An 18,994-nucleotide genomic window follows, 5' to 3' on the forward strand; every position below is an offset into this window, starting at 1 on the left:
CAAACCAATACCATGAGTGATTATTGAGGCTGCTGTTTACCGAGCATAAACCCCTGCTCTTCAAGTGTCTCTTCCCATACCACACAGCGGTTACGGCCGCTGTGCTTGGCTTGATAAAGCGCTTCATCAGCAAGGCGCAGTAATTTCTTAGGGTCTTGAGAGTGATCAGGATACGTTGCAACACCGCAAGAGAGCGTGATTGTACGTAGTGGGGTGCCTTGATGGACAAATGCCTGATGAGCAATGGATGTTAACAGCGCTTTGGCGCGTGATTCAGCAGCAACTCGAGAGGTCGCGGGCAGCAGGGCAATAAATTCTTCACCCCCAAAGCGACAGATCACGTCCATATCCCGTAGGTGGTGGCGCAGTAACAGAGCGATTTCGACCAGTACAGCGTCTCCTGCATCGTGACCAAAATCGTCGTTAATCTGTTTGAAATGATCCACATCCAGCATTAGCACGGAAAGTTGACTGGCATGCTGCTTAACTCGCTGACACTGGTGTTCAAATGCCATGTCGAAATGGCGTCGGTTATGCAGGCCTGTTAACGGGTCTTTGCGTGAGAGTCCTTCCAGTTCTTGAACTAGCCGGTCAAGGTCGGCGGTTCGCGCAGCCACTTGCTGCTCAAGGGTCTCATTGGCCATCGCAAGCTGTTGCTGTGTATGCCGGTAGTGCCACAGAAAAATAGCCGCGTTAGCCAAAGAAAAAGCCAGTGTGCCATAGCTCAAAGGCACACTACGCCAGCCTACAAAACCGTGGGCGACCGCCATGTCGGCCAACAGCAGCGGGGCAAAAAAGGTAAAACTCACTACTAAAAGCCGTTGTTCAAGGCTGAGCCTTTTAAAACGCATGAGCGCAAGCGCCAACATCACGGGAAGCGTAAAGGCTAGCATGACATCAAAGACCGGGAAGGTTAGTGAAAGGCTCAAGACCCCCAATTGAACCAAACCAATTGCAAGAATCAAGTACGCTAAGTGAATAACCCACAAGTGAGTAATCCAACGCTTAGCGGTGCCTTCCAGCCAGTGGCTGAGTAGCAAGCCTAATGCCACTGGCAAGGTGTAATAGCTACCTGCGCGCAGCGTGTCCCAGGCGAGTGGCCCATCGGCAATGAATTGACGAGCAGGCGTCTCAGCCAGCAGCATTAACCCCGAAGCGTAGGCAAACAAGGCAATTGACCCAAAGCCGCGTCGTTCGGGGCCTATTAGCGCGAAAATAGTGGCCAGGATAGCGAGTACCAATACCAACGCACTGACACCGAGATCCTGGGTGGAGTCGTGGATAACTTGTTTTAGAACCTCAATGCGCTCCATTATCTGAACTTGGCCCCATAAGCCAATACTGGTGTAGTAAGAGTAGAAGCGGAAGGTGAGCGTCTGACCGGCGGCATTCTCGGGTAGATCGATCATGTGCCAGGGCCAACCCGCAAAATCGCCTTTGCCTTGATCGTCAAATTCACCATATTGATAAATGAGCTCGTCGCCTAGATAAACTTGCCCAATCAAATTAATACTGGTGATAAAAAGGACAGGATCGCTCCAATCACCGGCGGGCACTGTAGTGCGTAGCCAGAGGTGTTCGTGCCCGTTGCGACCGGGTGGATTAGAAGGGGTATCGATCGCTTGCCACTCGGTTGAGTCGCTTTGCAGCCATTGGGGGAGGTTATCAGCATCGAAAGGAGAGTCACCCCAGCGATACTCCCAGCTTTGCAGTGGTTGAGAAGAGGTGTCGGCTTGAAGGCAAACAGAAAACACCAACAGCATGACAAAGGCCATCGTTAGCAGAATGCCATGGCGTAAGACTAACCCACAGGGCAGCATGGTGAGAGTCCTCATCTACGGGTAGCGTTCAATCTACTCATCAATGCAGTCACTTGGCTGATTACCTCGCGTGGATGCTGTGGAAGGTCTATAGGCTTGAACCACTAACAGTTTACCTAAAAACTTAGCTTAGGCGATGACATCTACTTCAACGTTGAGCCGCCCGGTTATTTGCCATCAGGGCAAAATAAAACCGAGCCACTCAGTGGCCCGGCCTATCGCTTTTTCAGCATACGCATTGCTAACGTGATTAGTGACCGCTGGCAGCACCGCCTACGATCCCGCTGCGAAAGTCGCTGTCGCTGCGGTTTTTAAGGTGGTTAGCCACGGTATCCTCAGGTGAGCCCGCCATTTCACGGAACATACCCATCGATCCCAGCAGAGCAGAGGACTCGTAAGGTACGAAAACGCGCTCGCCATTTTTTGCCATATTGGGTAACACCTTGATATAACTCTGGCCAAGCAGGTAGCCCACAACTGTGCGTTTATTCTCTTCGCTGTCGCCAATGGCACTAAGCACCAGCTTAATCGACTCTTGCTCGCCCTGAGCGCGCAGAATCGCCGACTCTTTATCACCTTGGGCATTTAGAATTGAAGATTCACGCTGCCCCTGGGCCATGGCAATCGCTGCTGATTTTTCACCTTCTGCTTCGGTAACGGTCGCACGGCGCTTACGCTCGGCAGCCATTTGTAGGCGCATAGCGGTTTCCACCTCTTCCGGCATAGCAATATCCTGCACCTCGACCCGCGAGATTTTGACCCCCCATTTGGAGGCTGGCTCTTCCATCGCCGCCTGGATCTCGTTATTCACTTCAGCCCGGGACTCAAACAGCTTATCCAGCTCCATCTTACCGACCACCGAACGCAGTGTGGTTTTGGCCAGTACTTCTACGGCTTGGCTCATATTTTCTACTTCATAAACGGCCCGCTTAGGGTCGATGATTTGGTAGTAGAGCGCACCGTTGATACGCACGGTGACGTTATCCGTGGTAACGACCGGCTGGCCTGGGAAATCCATTACCGTTTCGCGGCGGTCAATACGGGTTTCGTCTGTGGTGATGGCGGTATAGTCTTCCCCCATTTTGCGATAACGCAGCATGGTGATCGCGCGGGGCTGCTCGATAAACGGAATAATGATGTTAATACCGCTTTCTAGCACGCGGTGGAACGAGCCAAGACGCTCAACCACCATTACTTCAGATTGGCGGATAATGATCAGGCCTTTGGAGATGATCACTACCGCGATCACAACAATAATAAGGCTTATTATTAAGCCTGGGCTAATCGGTAAATCCATTTTTAGGGCTCCTTGCGTTGGGAATTGTCGTCTTGAGAGTCGACATCTGCGGGCTGATGTAGCGTGACCAGTGCAGTGGTGCCCTCAAAACGTCTAAATACGACTGGGGTGCCGCTGGGTAAAGCGGTTTCACCGTTCTCAAGTACACGTAAACGGTAGAAATCGCCGTTCACTTTAATGCCCGTGGCATCATCAAAATCGCGGCGAAGGGTAATGTAGTGATTGCCTTTCTCCACGCCTGTGCCCGTTGTGCCATAAGCCACTCCACGCGGAGAGAAGCGCGGACGAATCACCATGATGGATATCGGCAACAATATTCCGGTAAAAATCGCCATGCTGAGCAGTTGCCAGGGAAGCGTTAAACCAAGTGCAGTAACGGCCGCCGTTAGCGCCGCGGCAATACCCAGTGCGAGCAGCACCATCGCACCAGAAGTTAGCTCTGCCAAACTCAGCAATAAAGCGAGTACTAGCCAGCTATAAGCCGGATTCCAGTCCATGTGCTCTCCTATTTATAATGTTATCCACATCTAACGCTCAGCGTACCGCATTTAAACAGGCGGTGTTCTAAATAGCTGCTAAGCAGTGTTGGTCGAGGTACTGGTCAGTCAGGAGTGCTATCCTGCCTGCCTTCATAGATGCGAGCAAAAGGAGAAGGGCGTGTCGGGCGTGGTCTACTGGCTGGATATGGCGGGTGTCATCGTATTCGCGCTGTCGGGGGTGATTTTGGCGTGCCGGTCGCGCATGGATCCAATTGGTATGCTGGTGCTGGCCGCGGTGACCGGCATTGGCGGGGGCACGCTGCGGGACTTAGTGCTGGGCGTCAGGCCGGTGTTTTGGGTGACCGACCCGACCTACCTGTGGGTAATTTTAGCCACCGTGGGCGTGTCGTTGATGGGGTTTCACTATATCCACCGCTTGTCGCGGGGCTTTTTGCCCATCGCCGATGCGTTTGGGTTGGCGCTGTTTACGGTGATTGGTACGCATAAAGCCCTGCTGCTGGGAAGCTCGGGCACGGTGGCGGTATTGATGGGCATGATGACCGGGGTAGCCGGCGGCATGATCCGTGATGTGTTGGCCCAGCGAGTGCCCATGGTGCTGCGCGAAGAGGTGTACGCCACGGCGGCAATGGCCGGAGGAATTATTTACGTAGCGCTGCATGCGCTGGAAGCGCCACTGACGATAGCGATTGCTGCCTCACTCATCGTCACCCTTGGGTTGCGTTTGGCGGCGATCCATTGGCACTTAGCGTTGCCAGTGTTTGCCTGGGTGACGGTACCGCCGAAATCCCATGATGAGGTGGCAGCACCGCTCTCTACACCGCAAAAAGCCAAAGAGCGGGTAAAGATGATTCGCCGTGAGCGCAAAAAACGCTAGGCAGATTATGTGCATTACCTGCCACTGGCTTTCCGCCAGCGGTCAAACCAGCGGCGCGGTTGAATAATTCGCAAGCTTGGTTCGCTGTCGTTAAGTTCTACCCCCAACCCAAGCATGCCAAGGCGGGCATAGAGCGCGCCGTTGGCATTCCGGTCGGCCAGCGTGACATCCGAAAGGAGCAACAGTGGGCCGCCGGTGAGTGTTAAGTCACTCAGGCTAATTTGCTCGCCGCTGATCGCTAGTTGTGCCGTGCCCTCGATATCGTGAACATTCAACAGTCGCCCGAGCCAGTCGCTATCCCGGGCACGGGCTAGAAATAGCCGGGCCAGTAAGCCGGTATCGCGCATCTCAAGGCGCAGCTGGCTGGCGAGACGAATAGGGTCTTCCCAGTCCAAGGTGGCCTCATTCATTGAAAGCCGCACCCACCAACCAGCATCTGAAGAACCATCTTCACTCTGGCGATTAACGTTCTCCAGGCGTAAAAACGAGTCGTCGGCGGTAAATCGACGTGTTGCCAGGTCACCGTCGGTTAGCTGTAGATAGAGTTGTAAGTCGCCGCGAAGCCGCTGATCCAGCAACGCTAGCTCAGCGCCAAAGGCGCGCAGCGTGATTTCGCCCTGGGCGTTTAACCCCTCCAGCAACCACTCGCTTTCCAGGCTGGCCTGGCCATCCAGCAAGGTAATTCCCGCGCCTTCTGGCAGGTAGCGGTTGTAGCGGGTGAAATCGGGCACCCCGGTAATCGGCAGTGCAATGCGGGTGGTGAAATGCTCGGGCTGGGGGGATTCCAGTACATCGCTAAAGCGCTCAGTTTGCGTGGTGAGGGCAAAGTGGCGTCCTTCCAAGTGAGGGCTGTCATCGTCTTGACGCCTTAGCGAAAAGCGGGGGATGCCAAGTGAGAGTTGAGCCTGCTCGGGGCTATCCAATTGGGCGGTAAGCTCACCACGTCCGGTGGCGGTATAGTCTAAAAACGAGGCCTCTAGCTGGTTGGCGTTGACCCGCAGCCGAGTGGGTGCCAGCAAGCGGTTATCGCGAAAGGCTCCCTGAGCGGAGAGTTGGCCTTCTCCCGCGATACTCAAACCGTGCGCATCAGGTAAAAAAGCATTTAAAAAGCTAAGCCGTTGCACGCTGCCTTCAAGCGCAAACTGCCCGCTGGGTACGTTGTCGCGGCGTTGAAATCGGCCATCGGTCAATACCAACACGCTCTCTAAGCGCTCACCAGGTTGGTCGATATCGGCCACTTGCCAGCTTAATCGAGCGCCACTGATATTCAGCGCTGAGCCATCTATTGCCGCCTGCTCAATGGGCAGTAAAAGCTGCATATCGCTGGTTAAGGTGCCGCTTTCGTCGCCGTGCTGCCAGCGAGTGGTCAGCGCTTCTCCGGCTAAGCGTACCTCGCCGCTGAGCTGTTCTGAAGCGATATTGAGCTGGCCGTGACTGGCGGCTTGGCCGCTAAGCAATTGCAACGGCGCAGGGGCTGGCAGCATGGAACCCAAGTAAGTTTGTAGCACGCTGATATCAGGCAGCCGCGCGTCTTGCCAACTGAGCGTCGCGGATGCATCTTCACGGGCTCGTTGTGCATCGATGGGGCTCGTGGCGACGACATTAATGTCGGCATCGTCAAGCAGCAGGCGCTCTTGGTGATGCAGCGTGGCCTGGCTAAAACTTAGGGTTGCCTCAATCCTTTCTTGGGGGGTTAGCTGGGCGTTTAGTGAGCCGCTGCCTCGGGCTGTAAAACCAAGCGTGTCGGCTGCTAGTTCAGGGGCTTGAATACTCAGCTGGGCATCAAAAGGTCGCGACCCGCGAATGCTTGCATTGGCCTCGATTTGACCATGGCCGGAAAGACGAATGCCCTGTCCGTCCATACTCGTATCCAGGTAGCGGTTAAGCATATCCAAACGGGTAATATCGCCCCGGAGCGCAAGGGTTGCCGCTGTAGGAAGGTCGAGTTGATCCAAGCGCTGATTGGGAATTTGGCTGGCCAAGCGTAGCTCAGCGTGCTCTGCATAGGTGTGTGAGTCGGAGGATGAATCGACTAGCTCTTCTTCCGCTAATACGACATCGGTCAACTGCGTCGAAAAATACAGCTGATCGTTCTTAACCGCCAAGCGAACTTGGCCCTCACCGGTAGCCGTATGGCGTGGTGATGGGTTATCCGCCACTACCCAGCGCGGCGAGTCACTCGGTGCGCGTAAACGCTGCTCATCAACGGCTAAGCGTAGTTCAGGGGCGTTCAGCATAAGCTCGCTTCCGGGTTGTAACTTGCCTGCGGTTAGCTCCAGTTCCCCCGTCAGCGCCCCGCGCCCTTCCAAGGTTAGCCAGGGTAGGGCGTCTAGGTAGGGCATAAAGACATCCCAGGCATCCGCCTGGGCATCCAACTGAAGTTGTGCGGAGAGCGCTGCCAGTAGGTTGGGGTTCAACTCGCCGCTCTCAACATCGACAGGGGTTATCGTTTTGAGCGTGGCATCTGCGTTAAGATTGATAGCGCGCACTAAGGTGGCTTGATCGCTTAGGCGAACTAAACGACCATTAGTGATAGCGAGGGAAACCTGAGGGATCGCTAGGGTGTCGCGACTTAAGGTGGTCTCTGCGACCTGTAGCTCGCCGTCAGCTTCGAGGGCGATGTCACCAACGGTCAGGCGGCGTATACCCTCAGCATCCAGTGCATCGATATGCAGCTCGCCGCGCAGCAGGGCCAGTAGCGACAGCGAAAGGGTGGCGCGTTCGGCCTCAATCGAGATGGGCAGGGCTTTATCTTCACGGGCTAGATAAAGCCCCTCGACTTCCCAGCGGCCTGGGTGTCGGCTGGCGCCTGTTTCCCAGCGGATATCGACACCTTCGAATTGCGAAATGCGTGTCGGCAGCCATTGGCTATTGAGCAGCCAATAGCTGCCTACCACCCAGAACAGGATGAGAAACAGCAGGCCAATCAACACCCGCAGCAGCAGGCGGGGTAGGCGATTTTTAGCAGTGTTCGCGTCTGACATAGTGGCTTCCCTAGCAGAGAACTCCTGTTGGGGCGTGTTTTATGGCATTATGCGCGGCGTTGGGCAGTGACGGGTTTTCGATTTCAACGCTAGGCAGGCAACAAACGCCATGTTCAAGGATTTTTACGCGCAGCGCGGAGAGTATGTAGTGATCTCTGCAGAGCAGGCCAGTCGCTTCGCCAAAGGCGTGGCGGGTGACTACAACCCTATTCATAACCCGGATGCACGGCGCTTTTGTGTGCCCGGTGATCTACTGTTTGTGCTGATACTCACAAAGTTTGGGTTGTCGCGGCAAATGGAGTTTCGTTTCACCAACATGGTGGGCGCTGACACGCCGCTTAAGTTTAGCGAAGCAGACAACGGGGCACTTCACGTTTGCGATGAGAGCGGCAAATGCTACTTGCAGGTGGTGCGTAGTGGTGACATTACTCACGATCCCGCGGTAGTGGAAGCCTTTGCGCGTTGCTATGTCGCGTTTTCAGGCAAGAATTTTCCGCACTATCTCAAACCGCTGATGGAGCAACATGGGGTCATGTTTAACCCCAAACGCCCCTTGGTGATCTACGATAGCATGGGGTTTTCGCTTGAGCGTTTAGATGGCTTTTCGCCGGGTTTAATGCTGAACCACTCTTCGTTAGAGGTTCACGGGAAACGCGCCGATGCGCTGCTGGAATTCTCGATTGAATCCGCTGGGGAGGCGGTGGGCGTCGGATCCAAGAAGCTTGTGGTGAGTGGCCTGTGCGACTACGACGCCGATGAAATGGCCGCGATAGTCGAAGAGTTTTACCGTTTAAAGGCCGCCTACGAGTCGGCCTAGCGTCCCGTCGAGGCCATCGGCGGCATCATAGCCTGTGGCATCACATCGACTTCAACCTCCAATTGATGCTCGCCACCGCCATTCATGACGCCTTTGAGCGGGGCGACATCGGCGTAATCACGCCCCCAGGCCAGCACCGGATGCTGCTCGCCAGCCACGGTGCCGTTGGTGGGGTCGAGGGCCAGCCAACCCCATTCGGGAATCCAGGTTGCCAGCCATGCATGGGAAGCATCCGCGCCGATCAGGCGTGGCTGCCCTGGCGGCGGCTGGGTTTCTAAGTAGCCGCTGACATAGCGAGCGGCGAGACCCACCGAGCGCAATGCGCCAATCGCCAGATGAGCGAAGTCTTGGCACACGCCGCGGCGGTTGGCGAGCACTTCGCTTAGCGGTGTCGCCAGCGTGGTAAAGCTGGGGTCGTACTCAAAGGTTTGGTGAATCAGTTCATTAAGCGCTAATGCCGCTTCAACGATCGGTCTGCCTGGGGTGAAGCAGCTGTGAGCAAAGCTGGCTAGCTCAGCGTTTCGGCGGATAAACGGTGAGTCTAGGCGGTAGAGCTGAACGTCAAAGCTGTTTGCCTGGCTAAGCTGCTGAGCAACGCTTTCCCACGCTGAGGAAGTAGGCGGCAGCGCTGCCAAGGGCTGTGTGCTTAGCGGTGTTACCACCGTCACATCCAACGTTTGATGGACGTCCTCCATAGCGAAATAGAGTACCCGATTGCCAAATACATCGCGGCGCTCCATCTGCACCTGGGGCACGGGGCTGATCTGTAGTTCCGAGGCGCCACACTGCTGGTGCGGCGTTTTACGGGGCAGCACGCGTGCCTCGCTATGGCATAGCGTCACTGGGGCGCTGTAGTGGTAGCGAGTGGTATGGCGCAGCGTGTAGTTCATGTATCAGGCTCCATGCTGACTAACTGGCGTGGCCGTTCCACATGGCTGAAATGACTCTGGCTGATGGCTTCAGAAAGCGCGCTTAAAGGGTCAATCAGGGCATCCAGCAGTTGCTCTAACGCCTCTTGTGCCTCTGGCGTCTCGGCCAAGTGGCTTAAACGATCAATATCCGCCAGGTGCAGCGCCGCATTGGCTTGAATCAACAGCCGTCGCTCAGCGTTGCGGTAGGGCGATGTGCTGCCAGGCAGGCGATCCATCTGGCGCTCAATGCGCTTGAGCATATAGCCCACCGAGCGGGGATTGGTTTCATCAAACAGCAGTAGGTCAAGAATCGCCGCTGGGTGAAGCTCGCTGCGATAACGCCTTCGGTAGGCGGTAAAGTTATCGGTGGTGGCGAGCACCACTTCCCATAGCGCTAAGCCCGGTGTGTGCGGCGCATTGAGGGTGAGCTTGAGCAGTGAGAGCAAGCCCAGCACACGATCCAAAAAGCGACCAATATCCATAAACCGCCAGCCGTAGTGGTGGGGCATGGTTTCGTTGCACAGCCCAAAGAAGGCGGCTAGCTGGGCCGACAACCCTTCGCAGGCGCGCCTTGCAGCGCTGGCCCCTAAGCTGGGGTTAAAGGTGGCCATGCGCTGGCGCAACTGGTGGACTACCCGCCAGGAGTCGTCGCCTAAATGGTCGCGCACGCTGCGCGCATTGCGCATTAGTTGGGCAAACAGCGGCTGCAGTGCCTGGGGGTCCACATCGTCAAATTGGGCCAGCAGTGCGGCACGCTTTAGCTCAAAGCCCATCAGCGGCGCCTGTAGCCGCTGCTCGTCCTCTTCGTTTAGCGTGGTGATATCGAGCGCTAGCAGCAGTTCATCAAGCAGTTGGTCGGCGATCTCGTCTTGGTCGTACTCCAGCAGTCTCAGCAGCGCTTCACGTAGCAGTCGGGCGCGGGTATCTAAGCGCTCACCGTAGCGGCCTAGCCAAAACAGGCTTTCGGCTACTCGACTGGGTAGATCGGTGCCGTCACGGGTGGCCACCACCGGGCCGCGGGCCTGGCGCAACTGGCTAACATGGGGCTGGGGAGCGGCGGCGGTGACCCACACATCCTTAACGATAGTGCTGCTCAGCGATGGCAGACCAGGCTCTCCCACCCAGGCTAAACCACCGGGCATCACCTGGTACTCACTGGCTTCACTGCTTTTGGCAGTAGCGTTGCGGTGGATCGTGGCGCTGGCTGGCGTGCGCGTTATAAAGCAGCGTAGGTTGAGGGTAGTGGGCTCGAGCCGCTGTAGGTAGCTATCAAAAACCGGTGCGGTGGCGGACACCGTCGTGGCATCGGCGTTGGGTAACAGCAGGGTTTCACCCAGCAGGTGTTCGCACAGTATCGGTAAGTTATCGGCTAATACGGGGGCTTCCAAAATGCCCACCCCCAAGGCGTTGGATAGCGCCACGCCGCCTGCGCGCATGGCCTGCAGTAATCCGGGTACGCCTAGCTGCGAATCACCGCGTAGTTCCAGCGGGTCGCAGTAAGCGTCGTCGCAGTGGCGCAGTATCACGTCCACCGGCTGTAAACCGCCCAGCGTACGCAGCCACACTTGGGTATCGCGTACGACTAAATCCTGCCCCTCCACCAGCGCGATATTGAGATAGTTGGCCAGGTAGGCGTGCTCAAAGTAGCGTGGGCTGGCCGGCCCCGGCGTTAATAGAATAAGCGTGGGGTTATCGCGATGCTGATAGGCCATGGCGATCAGCGTACGGTGGTGCAAGTCGAGAAACCCCGCTAACCGTTTTAACGGTGCATTGCGGTACATATCCGGCAGGGCGCGGGCCATCAGGATGCGGTTTTCAAGCGCAAAACCGGTGCCTGATGGCGCCTGTAGGCGGTCTGTCATCACCCGCCACTGGCCATTTGCATCCAGAATGACATCCACACCGTGAAAGTTGATCGCTGCACGGTCATTGGGTAGCGACTGGTGGCAGGGCAAGAGCAAGTGCGGTGATGCAAGCAACGCTTGGGTTGGTAAGAGCCCCGCTTCAAAAAGCGTTTTGGGCCCATAAATATCATTATAAAGAGCGCTCAGCAGGCGACTGCGCTGGATTAGCCCCGCTTCTAGTGTCTGCCACTGTGCTTCATCGATCACCCAGGGCAGCGGATCAAGCCGCCACGAACGCCCCTGGGTGTCATCATGCATATTAAAAATCACGCCGTTTTCAGCCAGCAGCCGCTGTATTTCTTCATGCTGCTGTAAGCGCCCCGTAGGGCCCATGCCTTCCAGTGAGCTCAGTAAGCCCTGCCAACCGGGGCGTAGCTGCCCCTGGCCATCGAGCATGGCGTCAAACGTGCCGGGCTGTCCCTTGCCTAGCTGGTGTAAGTAATCCTCAACGAGCCCGTTAGCCACGGGCGCGAGAAGTGAGGGGGAGACAGGGGCCGTCATTATCCTTGTAATCCTGAGAAAGGTGGGCGGATTATCCTGCACTAGCCGCTAAGAGGAAAGCATTAGCTTGGTGTCCAGCGTAAGTCGAGGGTTTGCGGCAGTTCCAGGCTGGGTGTTTCCAGCTTGGGCACCTGATGACCATGGCGATGACCGCTGTCACTAAAACGCCCCAGTCGGCGCGCTTCCGCTTCAAACGCATTAACCGGGAAGGTGTCGAAATTGCGTCCGGTCGGGTGTACCACGTAGTAGGTGCATCCCGCCACGGAGCGCTGGTTCCAGGTGTCGATCACATCAAAGACCAGCGGCGCGTGAATGGGGATTTGCGGATGTAACGCCGAGGGCGGCTGCCAGGCACGGTAGCGCACCCCGGCCACCGCTTCGCCGTTTCTGCCGGTGGCTGAAAGCGGCACCCGACGACCGTTGCAGGTCACCACGTAGCGGTCGCCGCTCATGCCGCTGACCTTGACTTCCAGGCGCTCGACCGATGAGTCGACGTAGCGGGCGGTGCCCCCGGCAGAGGCTTCTTCGCCCAATACATGCCAGGGTTCGATAGCTTGACGCAGTTCGATATCCAGCATCGGCGTGTGCAAGCGCCCGTGGAGCGGAAAGCGGAACTCCAGGAAGGGGGCAAACCACTCCAAATCAAAATCAAAACCGTGGTGGCGTAAGTCGCTTAACACATCGTCAAGGTCATGCCACAGGTAGTGGGGCAGCATCCAGCGATCCTGCAAGGCGCTGCCCCAGCGCACCGGTTTGGCCCGGTAGGGTGTTTTCCAGCAGCGCGCAACAAGGGCGCGGATCAGCAGCATTTGCATCAGCCCCATGCGGGCATGGGGTGGCATCTCAAAGCCGCGTAGTTCCAGTAACCCTAGCCGCCCGCTATCGCTATCCGGCGAGTAGAGCTTGTCGATACAGAACTCGGCGCGGTGGGTGTTGCCGGTTAAGTCAGTCAGTAGGTGGCGCAGCAAGCGATCCACCAGCCAGGGCTGCACTACTTCGCCTTCGGGCATTTGCTGTAGGGCGATTTCCAGCTCGTAAAGTGCCTCGTGGCGCGCTTCATCTACCCGCGGGGCTTGGCTAGTGGGGCCAATAAACAGGCCTGAAAACAGGTAAGAGAGGCTAGGGTGGTGCTGCCAATAGGTAACCAGGCTGGCGAGCAGATCCGGGCGGCGCAGAAACGGTGAGTCCTCAGGTGTCAAGCCGCCCAGGGTGACATGATTTCCCCCACCGGTGCCGGTATGGCGGCCATCCAGCATGAATTTTTCAGTGCCTAGGCGGGTTTCACGTGCCTCGGCATACAGCCGTTCGGTTTGCGCGACCAGGGTTTGCCAACTGGCGGCGGGCATAATATTGACTTCGATCACGCCAGGGTCGGGGGTGATCATAAAGTTTTCCAGTCGCGGATCCCGCGGCGGTGAATAACCCTCTACCATCACCGGGCAGGCGAGCTCCTTGGCGCACTCCTCAACGGTGCTGAGTAGGTCGAGGTAGTGCTCCAAGCTGGTTAGCGGTGGCAGGAAAATATGCAGACGGCCATCCCGTGGCTCCACACATAGGCTGGTGTGAATAACACCACTTTCCGTGTCGATTTGCGCCCTTGGCTGCTGCTGAACAGCCTCGCCCTCGGGGTGTGATGGGCTTGGATGGCTGGTTCGACCCAAGCGTTCGGCATCGCTGAGGTGGTGTTGTTCGGCGTTGCGACGAGCAACTTCGCCGTGAATGTCGCCCAGCTCTGGGCGGGGCGCGAACAGCGATTCAGGCTGGGGCTGCTCTTCTGGGTCAGCCCAAGGCAGCGCCGAAAGCGGTAAACGCAAACCCATGGGCGAGTCACCGGGCACCAGGAACAGGTGTTCACGCTTGAGCGGCCAGCGGCCACTCTCCCAACGGTGAGCCTGGCTAAGCGAGTGGCGCAGCGGTAGGGCATAGCCAATCACTTCGTCCAACCCTTGTTCTAATAAGCGGGCTAAACGGTGTCGCTCGGCGTCATCTTTGAGATTGGCTTCCCGTGGGTCAACGTTGATTGGTAGCGACTGCTCTTTCCAAAGATAGTAGTAGGCATCCTCGAACGCCGGGATCCAGTAGCGTTCGGCCACACCCAGGCGTTCGCTTAGCGCCTTGGTAAAGCGCTGGGCCATTGCATCATCTGCATGGAGCTCTGGTGCGCCGTCTAGGCAGGCCAGCCATTGGGGATCGCGCCAGAGTGGCACGCCATCCTTACGCCAGTAGCAGGCGAGCGCCCAGCGGGGCAGTGGTTCCCCTGGGTACCACTTGCCTTGCTGTTGCTGAATAGCGCTGCCGGGGGCGTAAGCGGCCTGCAGCCGGGTTAGCAGTGCCTCAGCGCGTTCTCGTTTGTGCTCACCCAGGGCTTCGGTATTCCACTGTGGGCTCTCCATATCATCGACCGAGACAAAGGTGGGCTCGCCGCCCATGGTCAGGCGTACGTCCTGGTGGAGCAGTTCGGCATCTACCTCGTCACCCAGCGCGCAGATACGCTGCCACTGCTCATCGCTATAGGGCTTGGTGACCCGTGGATCTTCGTGGATACGCTCCACTTCCATGGTGACATCGAAAGTAACTTCACACTTATCCGAAAACCCGGTGATCGCGGCCGCACTGCCGGTCGTCGGGGTGGCGGCGAGGGGAATATGGCCTTCGCCAGCGAACAGTCCCGAGGTGGGGTCGAGCCCCACCCAGCCCGCGCCGGGTAGGAATACTTCGGTCCAGGCGTGTAGGTCGGTGAAATCTACTTCGCTCCCGCTGGGGCCATCCAGCGCTTTGACATCGGACTTGAGCTGAATGAGGTAGCCGGACACAAAGCGCGCAGCGAGGCCCAAATGGCGGAAAATTTGCACCAACAGCCAGGCGCTGTCGCGGCAGGAGCCGCTGGCGAACGTTAAGGTCTCTTCGCAGCTCTGTACGCCGGGCTCCATGCGTACCAGATAACCAATATCATCCTGCAGGCGTTGATTCAGCGCGACCAGGAAATCGACGGTGGTGGTGGGTTCGCGGGGAACAGCCTTGAGCCACTCCATCAACCGCGGCCCAGATTCCGTTATTTCCAGATAGGGGCTTAGTTCCTGGCGCAGCGCTTCGGGGTAGGCAAAGGGAATCGTTTGCGCAATGTCGTCCAAGAAGAAATCGAACGGGTTGATCACCGTCATCGGGGCGATGAGTTCGACAGCAATGGTTAACTCTTTACGCGGTTCGGGAAACACTACGCGGGCATTGAAGTTGCCGAACGGATCCTGTTGCCAGTTTAAAAAGTGGTCGTCGCCGGAGAGTTTGAGCGAGTAGGCCTCGATATGGGTGCGGCAGTGGGGCGCCGGACGCAGCCGAATAACATGGGGCGAAAGGCGCACCGGGCGGTCAAAGTGGTAGGTCGTGCGATGATACAAGGCAACGCGAATGGTCATGGGCCACCCTCAAAAGAACCGTTATCAACCGGTGGGTCGGTTGGGTTAAGGAATAACCGAACGTTTCGCAAGTATCGTTCCACTTTTACTTTTTTGCAGCCGCTATCTTAACTAAGGCGTTTAACTAAAGTGGAAATCGCTTAATGCACCAAAATGGCACTGCTTTACTGCACCGATATAGAGCATATAGTCGATTTAATTGGCTCGTGCTCCCTGTCAAGTAGCGTTTAAGTAAGCGAACGTTGAAATATCGCAAAAGATGGTACGTATTTTGCTCTCAATTGTTTGATTGTTTTGCGCGCGGCAGGCCTACACTGAGCATTGAGGAAGTTGCCGCTTCCACCCCAGCGCCAGGAGAGCGCCCATGAGCCAAGTGAATTGGAATAACTATGCGTGTCGTGATTACTACGATGAGCTGATGGCCGCACCCGGTCAGCCACGCGATTCAGCGGGTGAATTGTGCAACATGTTGGCAAGGTTTAGCGCAGAAGAGTTAGCCGAGCGGAAAACCGCCGCAGAGATCGCCATTCGTACCATGGGGATTACGTTCACCGTCTACTCTGAAGGCGCGATGATCGATCGTGCCTGGCCCTTTGATATTGTGCCGCGGATTATTCCCGCCAGCGAGTGGCGTAAAACCGAGGCAGGCCTCAAACAGCGCGTGCAGGCGCTGAATCTATTTATTGATGATCTCTACCACGATCAAAAAGTCATTAAGGACAAAGTGTTACCCGCCGAGGTGTTGGCGCAGTCGGTTAATTTTCGCCCCCAGTGTGTCGGCATTAATCCCCCTCACGGCGTGTGGGCCCACGTGTGCGGTTCAGATCTAGTGCGCGATGGGGATGGCACGCTGTATGTGTTGGAAGATAACTTACGCATTCCTTCCGGCGTCTCCTATATGTTGGAAAACCGCAACGTCACCAAGCGCGTACTGCCGGAGCTCTTTGCCTCAGGCAAAATCCTGCCTGTTGATGACTATGTGGCCAACCTCTACGACATGCTCGCTGCGATGTCGCCCCGGCCTGGGGATGATCCGCAGGTGGTGGTGCTGACGCCTGGAATCTATAACTCCGCCTACTTTGAGCACGCCTACCTTGCCCAGCAAATGGGTGTCGAGCTGGTGCAGGGCAGCGACCTGCTAGTCGATGACGATGATGTGGTGTACATGCGCACCGTGGAAGGACTGCGCCGAGTTGACGTTATCTACCGTCGCGTGGATGACGAGTTTCTCGACCCGGAAGCGTTTAATCCGGAATCCATGCTGGGAGTGGCGGGCCTAATGCGCGCTTGGCGGGCTGGGAAGGTCGCACTCGCCAATGCACCGGGTGCTGGCGTGGCGGATGACAAGGTTGTTTACGCCTTCGTGCCTGCGCTGATTCGCTACTATCTCGACCAGGAGCCGCTGTTGCCTAACGTGCCCAGCTACCTATGCATGTTCGAAGATGACCGCCGCTATGTACTTGACCATCTTGATGAATTGGTGGTGAAGCCGGCCAATGAGTCGGGGGGCTACGGCATGCTGATTGGCCCGCGCTCAACCAAAGAGACCCGCGAAGAGTTTGCCCGCTTGATTAAGGCGAACCCCCGCAACTACATGGCGCAGCCCACCCTGGCGCTGTCGACGACGCCTACGTTGGCGAATGGTTTACCACAGCCACGCCATGTGGATTTACGCCCTTTCATTCTCTCTGGGCCTGAAATCCACGTGACTACCGGTGGTCTCACCCGGGTGGCGTTAATTGAGGGTTCGTTGGTGGTGAACTCCTCTCAAGGCGGCGGCAGTAAAGATACCTGGATTGTAGAAACCGACGATAAGGCGGCAGTGGCCGCGGTGAAAGGAGCCTAACGCCATGCTGTCACGCGTTGCAGAGAACCTCTACTGGATGGCGCGCTATATTGAACGTGCGGAAGATACCGCACGTTTACTGAGCGTCAATAGTCACCTTATGCTCGATTTGCCAGGTCGTCTACCGCTGGGTTGGGCGCCGCTTATCGAAATGACTGGCAGCTTGGAAGCCTTTACCGCGCGCCATAACGACTTTGATGAACGCAACGTGGTGCACTTTTTATGCGCCGATACCGATAATGACATTTCGATTATTTCCGCTCTTGCCAGTGCCCGTGAGAACCTGAGAACCACCCGGGATGTGGTGCCCCGGGAGATTTGGGAAGAGGTTAACCAGCTCTATCTTAGCGTCGCCGACCATGCCGAAAACGGCGTGAGTCCACGCCGTCGCGATAGCTTTCTTAAAAGCGTTATTCGTGGTTGCCAGGCGTTAACGGGCCTGATTGAAGGCACGTTAAGCCATGGCCCCGCGCGTACTTTTATTGAGTTGGGCCGTCAGTTGGAACGGGCCGATATGACCACTCGCATTGTTGACGTGCGCTCCGCCAGCCTGCTGCCACAAAACCCTGAAGAGTTGCTGCCATTTGAGAACCTACAATGGATGAGCGTGCTCAAGTCACTGACTGCTTACCAGATGTATCGCCAACAGGTGCGCTTACGGGTGCGCGGGCCAGATGTGCTGCGCTTTTTGCTGCAAGACCCTAACCTGCCACGCTCGATTGCCTGCAGCCTTGAAACCCTGGGCCATGAGCTGACGCTACTGCCGCGCCAGGATCGTCCGGCGGCCACCGTCTCGCTGGTGCGCGCCGATGTAGTCGACGCCGATATTCAAGCGCTCGCCCATTCACCCAGTAAGCTGCACTTGTTTATCGATGAACTGCAGATCGGCTTTGCCGCCATCCACGATACGCTTAGCGCCACCTACTTTGTGAATGACGACAGCGTGCCCCGCGTGACGCAAACCCAGAGTCAGACTCAAAGCCAGAGCCACGCGGGGGACAACGATAACGACTAAAGCGTATAGGAATCGCTTTTTAACGGGCTGGCGGCCTGAATGATGTCATGCAGGTACGCCAGTTTTTCGCGCACCGCCGGGGCAATCACACCTGGCGCCAAATCGAGCAGTCCCATATCACGGTTGAGCTCGTTCACCGCCATGCCTACCTGGTGAAAGGCTATCAGCATGCTCTCAAGGCTGCCGTCGTACTCAACGTGGGTAATGCCCATGTGCAGTGCGGTATCCAGTACGGCGACCATATCCAAGTAATAAGCGAATGTTTCGGCAAAATCTTCCCAGGGGTGCATGGTGGCGTAGGCGGAGATGAAGCGGGTGGGCCAATCGCCGGGGGCTCCCTGCTGGTAGTAGCGCTCTAACGCTTCGGTATAGCTTGGCCGGTGGTGGTTGCCAAATACTGCGCGACACCTTTCTTCATCGCGATCCTTAACCAATACGTCCCAGTAGTAGTGGCCGATTTCATGGCGGAAGTGGCCAATCAAGGTGCGGTGGGACTCGTTCATATCGACCCGTAAACGCTCGCGCTCAACGTCGTCGGCCTCTTTGACGTTAATGGTGATATGGCCTGCCGCATGGCCGGTATACACTTTCTCCTGGTTGGCGGTAGAGCGCCATAGTCCTTGGTCAGGTAGGGCATCAGCCATAAACGAGAAACTTAACGGCACCGCAATAGCCTCCTCTTGGGTGCCGTGGGGTAGTTTCAGTAAATCAAGGGTATGAAACAGGCGCCGTTTTGCCGCCTCAAGTGCTGCCCAGCGCTCGCGGTTTCCATTAATGGTGAGATCGGGGATCATGGCGTTATAACGGCAGCAGTCGCATAGCGTATCCGCTTGGCCTTGTTCCATTACCACCATACGATTGCACACGTTCTCAACAGCGTAGTTGTGACACTTCATCAGCGCCGTATCACAACCTGGGTGGGTGCAGCGATAGCCGCCGTTATCCAAGGGGGCAACAGCAACGATATTACTGCAGGCAGGACACCAGCCGACCTCTGACTGGCAGCTAAGGCAGTGGGTGTTTTCATAGAACAGTGGATTGCCACAGCGGCAGTTGAAGGTCTGCATAGATAATTCCCTTTGTTTAAGCACGAACGCTCGCCATGTGCGATC

General features: G+C 56.8%; 12 protein-coding genes. 4 read left to right on the forward strand and 8 right to left on the reverse strand.

Annotation, left to right across the window (positions count from 1 at the left end):
• Positions 1-20: 20 nt before the first annotated feature.
• From ACT3UM_RS12475 to ACT3UM_RS12485, 3 genes are all read right to left on the reverse strand, one after another.
• The gene (locus tag ACT3UM_RS12475) at positions 21-1,835 is read right to left on the reverse strand and encodes a GGDEF domain-containing protein (RefSeq protein ID WP_498899212.1); all 1,815 of its coding nucleotides are present in this window, start codon (positions 1,833-1,835) and stop codon (positions 21-23) included.
• A gap of 235 nt (positions 1,836-2,070) precedes the next feature.
• On the reverse strand, positions 2,071-3,117 hold the full coding sequence (locus ACT3UM_RS12480; RefSeq protein WP_035584696.1) for an SPFH domain-containing protein: 1,047 nt from the start codon (positions 3,115-3,117) through the stop codon (positions 2,071-2,073).
• Positions 3,118-3,119: 2 nt separating this feature from the next.
• Positions 3,120-3,614, reverse strand: a complete 495-nt coding sequence (locus ACT3UM_RS12485) for a nodulation efficiency, NfeD-like protein (protein ID WP_498899214.1) — start codon at positions 3,612-3,614, stop codon at positions 3,120-3,122.
• A 160-nt stretch (positions 3,615-3,774) separates the two neighbouring features.
• On the opposite strand from ACT3UM_RS12485, the gene ACT3UM_RS12490 reads away from it, so the two are divergent.
• Positions 3,775-4,491, forward strand: coding sequence for a trimeric intracellular cation channel family protein (locus ACT3UM_RS12490; RefSeq protein ID WP_498899216.1), 717 nt, complete (start codon positions 3,775-3,777; stop codon positions 4,489-4,491).
• Positions 4,492-4,505: 14 nt separating this feature from the next.
• Here ACT3UM_RS12490 and ACT3UM_RS12495 read toward each other — a convergent pair whose 3' ends face one another.
• Complete coding sequence (locus ACT3UM_RS12495; protein WP_498899218.1) at positions 4,506-7,475, reverse strand: translocation/assembly module TamB domain-containing protein; 2,970 nt, start codon at positions 7,473-7,475, stop codon at positions 4,506-4,508.
• Positions 7,476-7,584: 109 nt separating this feature from the next.
• On the opposite strand from ACT3UM_RS12495, the gene ACT3UM_RS12500 reads away from it, so the two are divergent.
• Positions 7,585-8,292 carry a DUF3581 family protein gene (locus ACT3UM_RS12500; protein ID WP_498899220.1) on the forward strand — a complete coding sequence of 236 codons (708 nt, stop codon included), beginning with the start codon at positions 7,585-7,587 and terminating at the stop codon, positions 8,290-8,292.
• On the opposite strand, the gene ACT3UM_RS12505 is transcribed toward ACT3UM_RS12500, so the two are convergent.
• From ACT3UM_RS12505 to ACT3UM_RS12515, 3 genes are all read right to left on the reverse strand, one after another.
• Entirely contained in the window at positions 8,289-9,182 is an 894-nt protein-coding gene (locus ACT3UM_RS12505; RefSeq protein WP_498899222.1) for a transglutaminase family protein, read from the reverse strand. The two genes, ACT3UM_RS12500 and ACT3UM_RS12505, sit on opposite strands and share 4 nt — an antisense overlap.
• Positions 9,179-11,608: a circularly permuted type 2 ATP-grasp protein gene (locus tag ACT3UM_RS12510; protein ID WP_498899224.1), complete on the reverse strand. Its 2,430-nt coding sequence runs from the start codon at positions 11,606-11,608 to the stop codon at positions 9,179-9,181. Before ACT3UM_RS12510 ends, ACT3UM_RS12505 begins: the two co-directional genes overlap by 4 nt.
• Positions 11,609-11,670: 62 nt before the next feature.
• The gene (locus ACT3UM_RS12515; protein ID WP_498899226.1) at positions 11,671-15,021 is read right to left on the reverse strand and encodes a transglutaminase family protein; all 3,351 of its coding nucleotides are present in this window, start codon (positions 15,019-15,021) and stop codon (positions 11,671-11,673) included.
• 364 nt (positions 15,022-15,385) lie between these two features.
• Between ACT3UM_RS12515 and ACT3UM_RS12520 the strand changes: the two genes are divergently transcribed.
• A complete protein-coding gene (locus tag ACT3UM_RS12520; protein ID WP_498899228.1) occupies positions 15,386-16,867 on the forward strand; it encodes a circularly permuted type 2 ATP-grasp protein in 1,482 nt (493 codons plus the stop codon).
• A gap of 4 nt (positions 16,868-16,871) precedes the next feature.
• Positions 16,872-17,882 carry an alpha-E domain-containing protein gene (locus ACT3UM_RS12525; RefSeq protein WP_498899230.1) on the forward strand — a complete coding sequence of 337 codons (1,011 nt, stop codon included), beginning with the start codon at positions 16,872-16,874 and terminating at the stop codon, positions 17,880-17,882.
• On the opposite strand, the gene ACT3UM_RS12530 is transcribed toward ACT3UM_RS12525, so the two are convergent.
• Positions 17,879-18,949 carry a zinc-binding metallopeptidase family protein gene (locus ACT3UM_RS12530; RefSeq protein ID WP_498899232.1) on the reverse strand — a complete coding sequence of 357 codons (1,071 nt, stop codon included), beginning with the start codon at positions 18,947-18,949 and terminating at the stop codon, positions 17,879-17,881. The genes ACT3UM_RS12525 and ACT3UM_RS12530 overlap by 4 nt on opposite strands.
• Positions 18,950-18,994 lie beyond the last annotated feature (45 nt).

Origin of the sequence: Halomonas sp. AOP13-D3-9, assembly GCF_052379125.1 — a bacterium.
Taxonomy (GTDB): Bacteria; Pseudomonadota; Gammaproteobacteria; order Pseudomonadales; family Halomonadaceae; genus Vreelandella.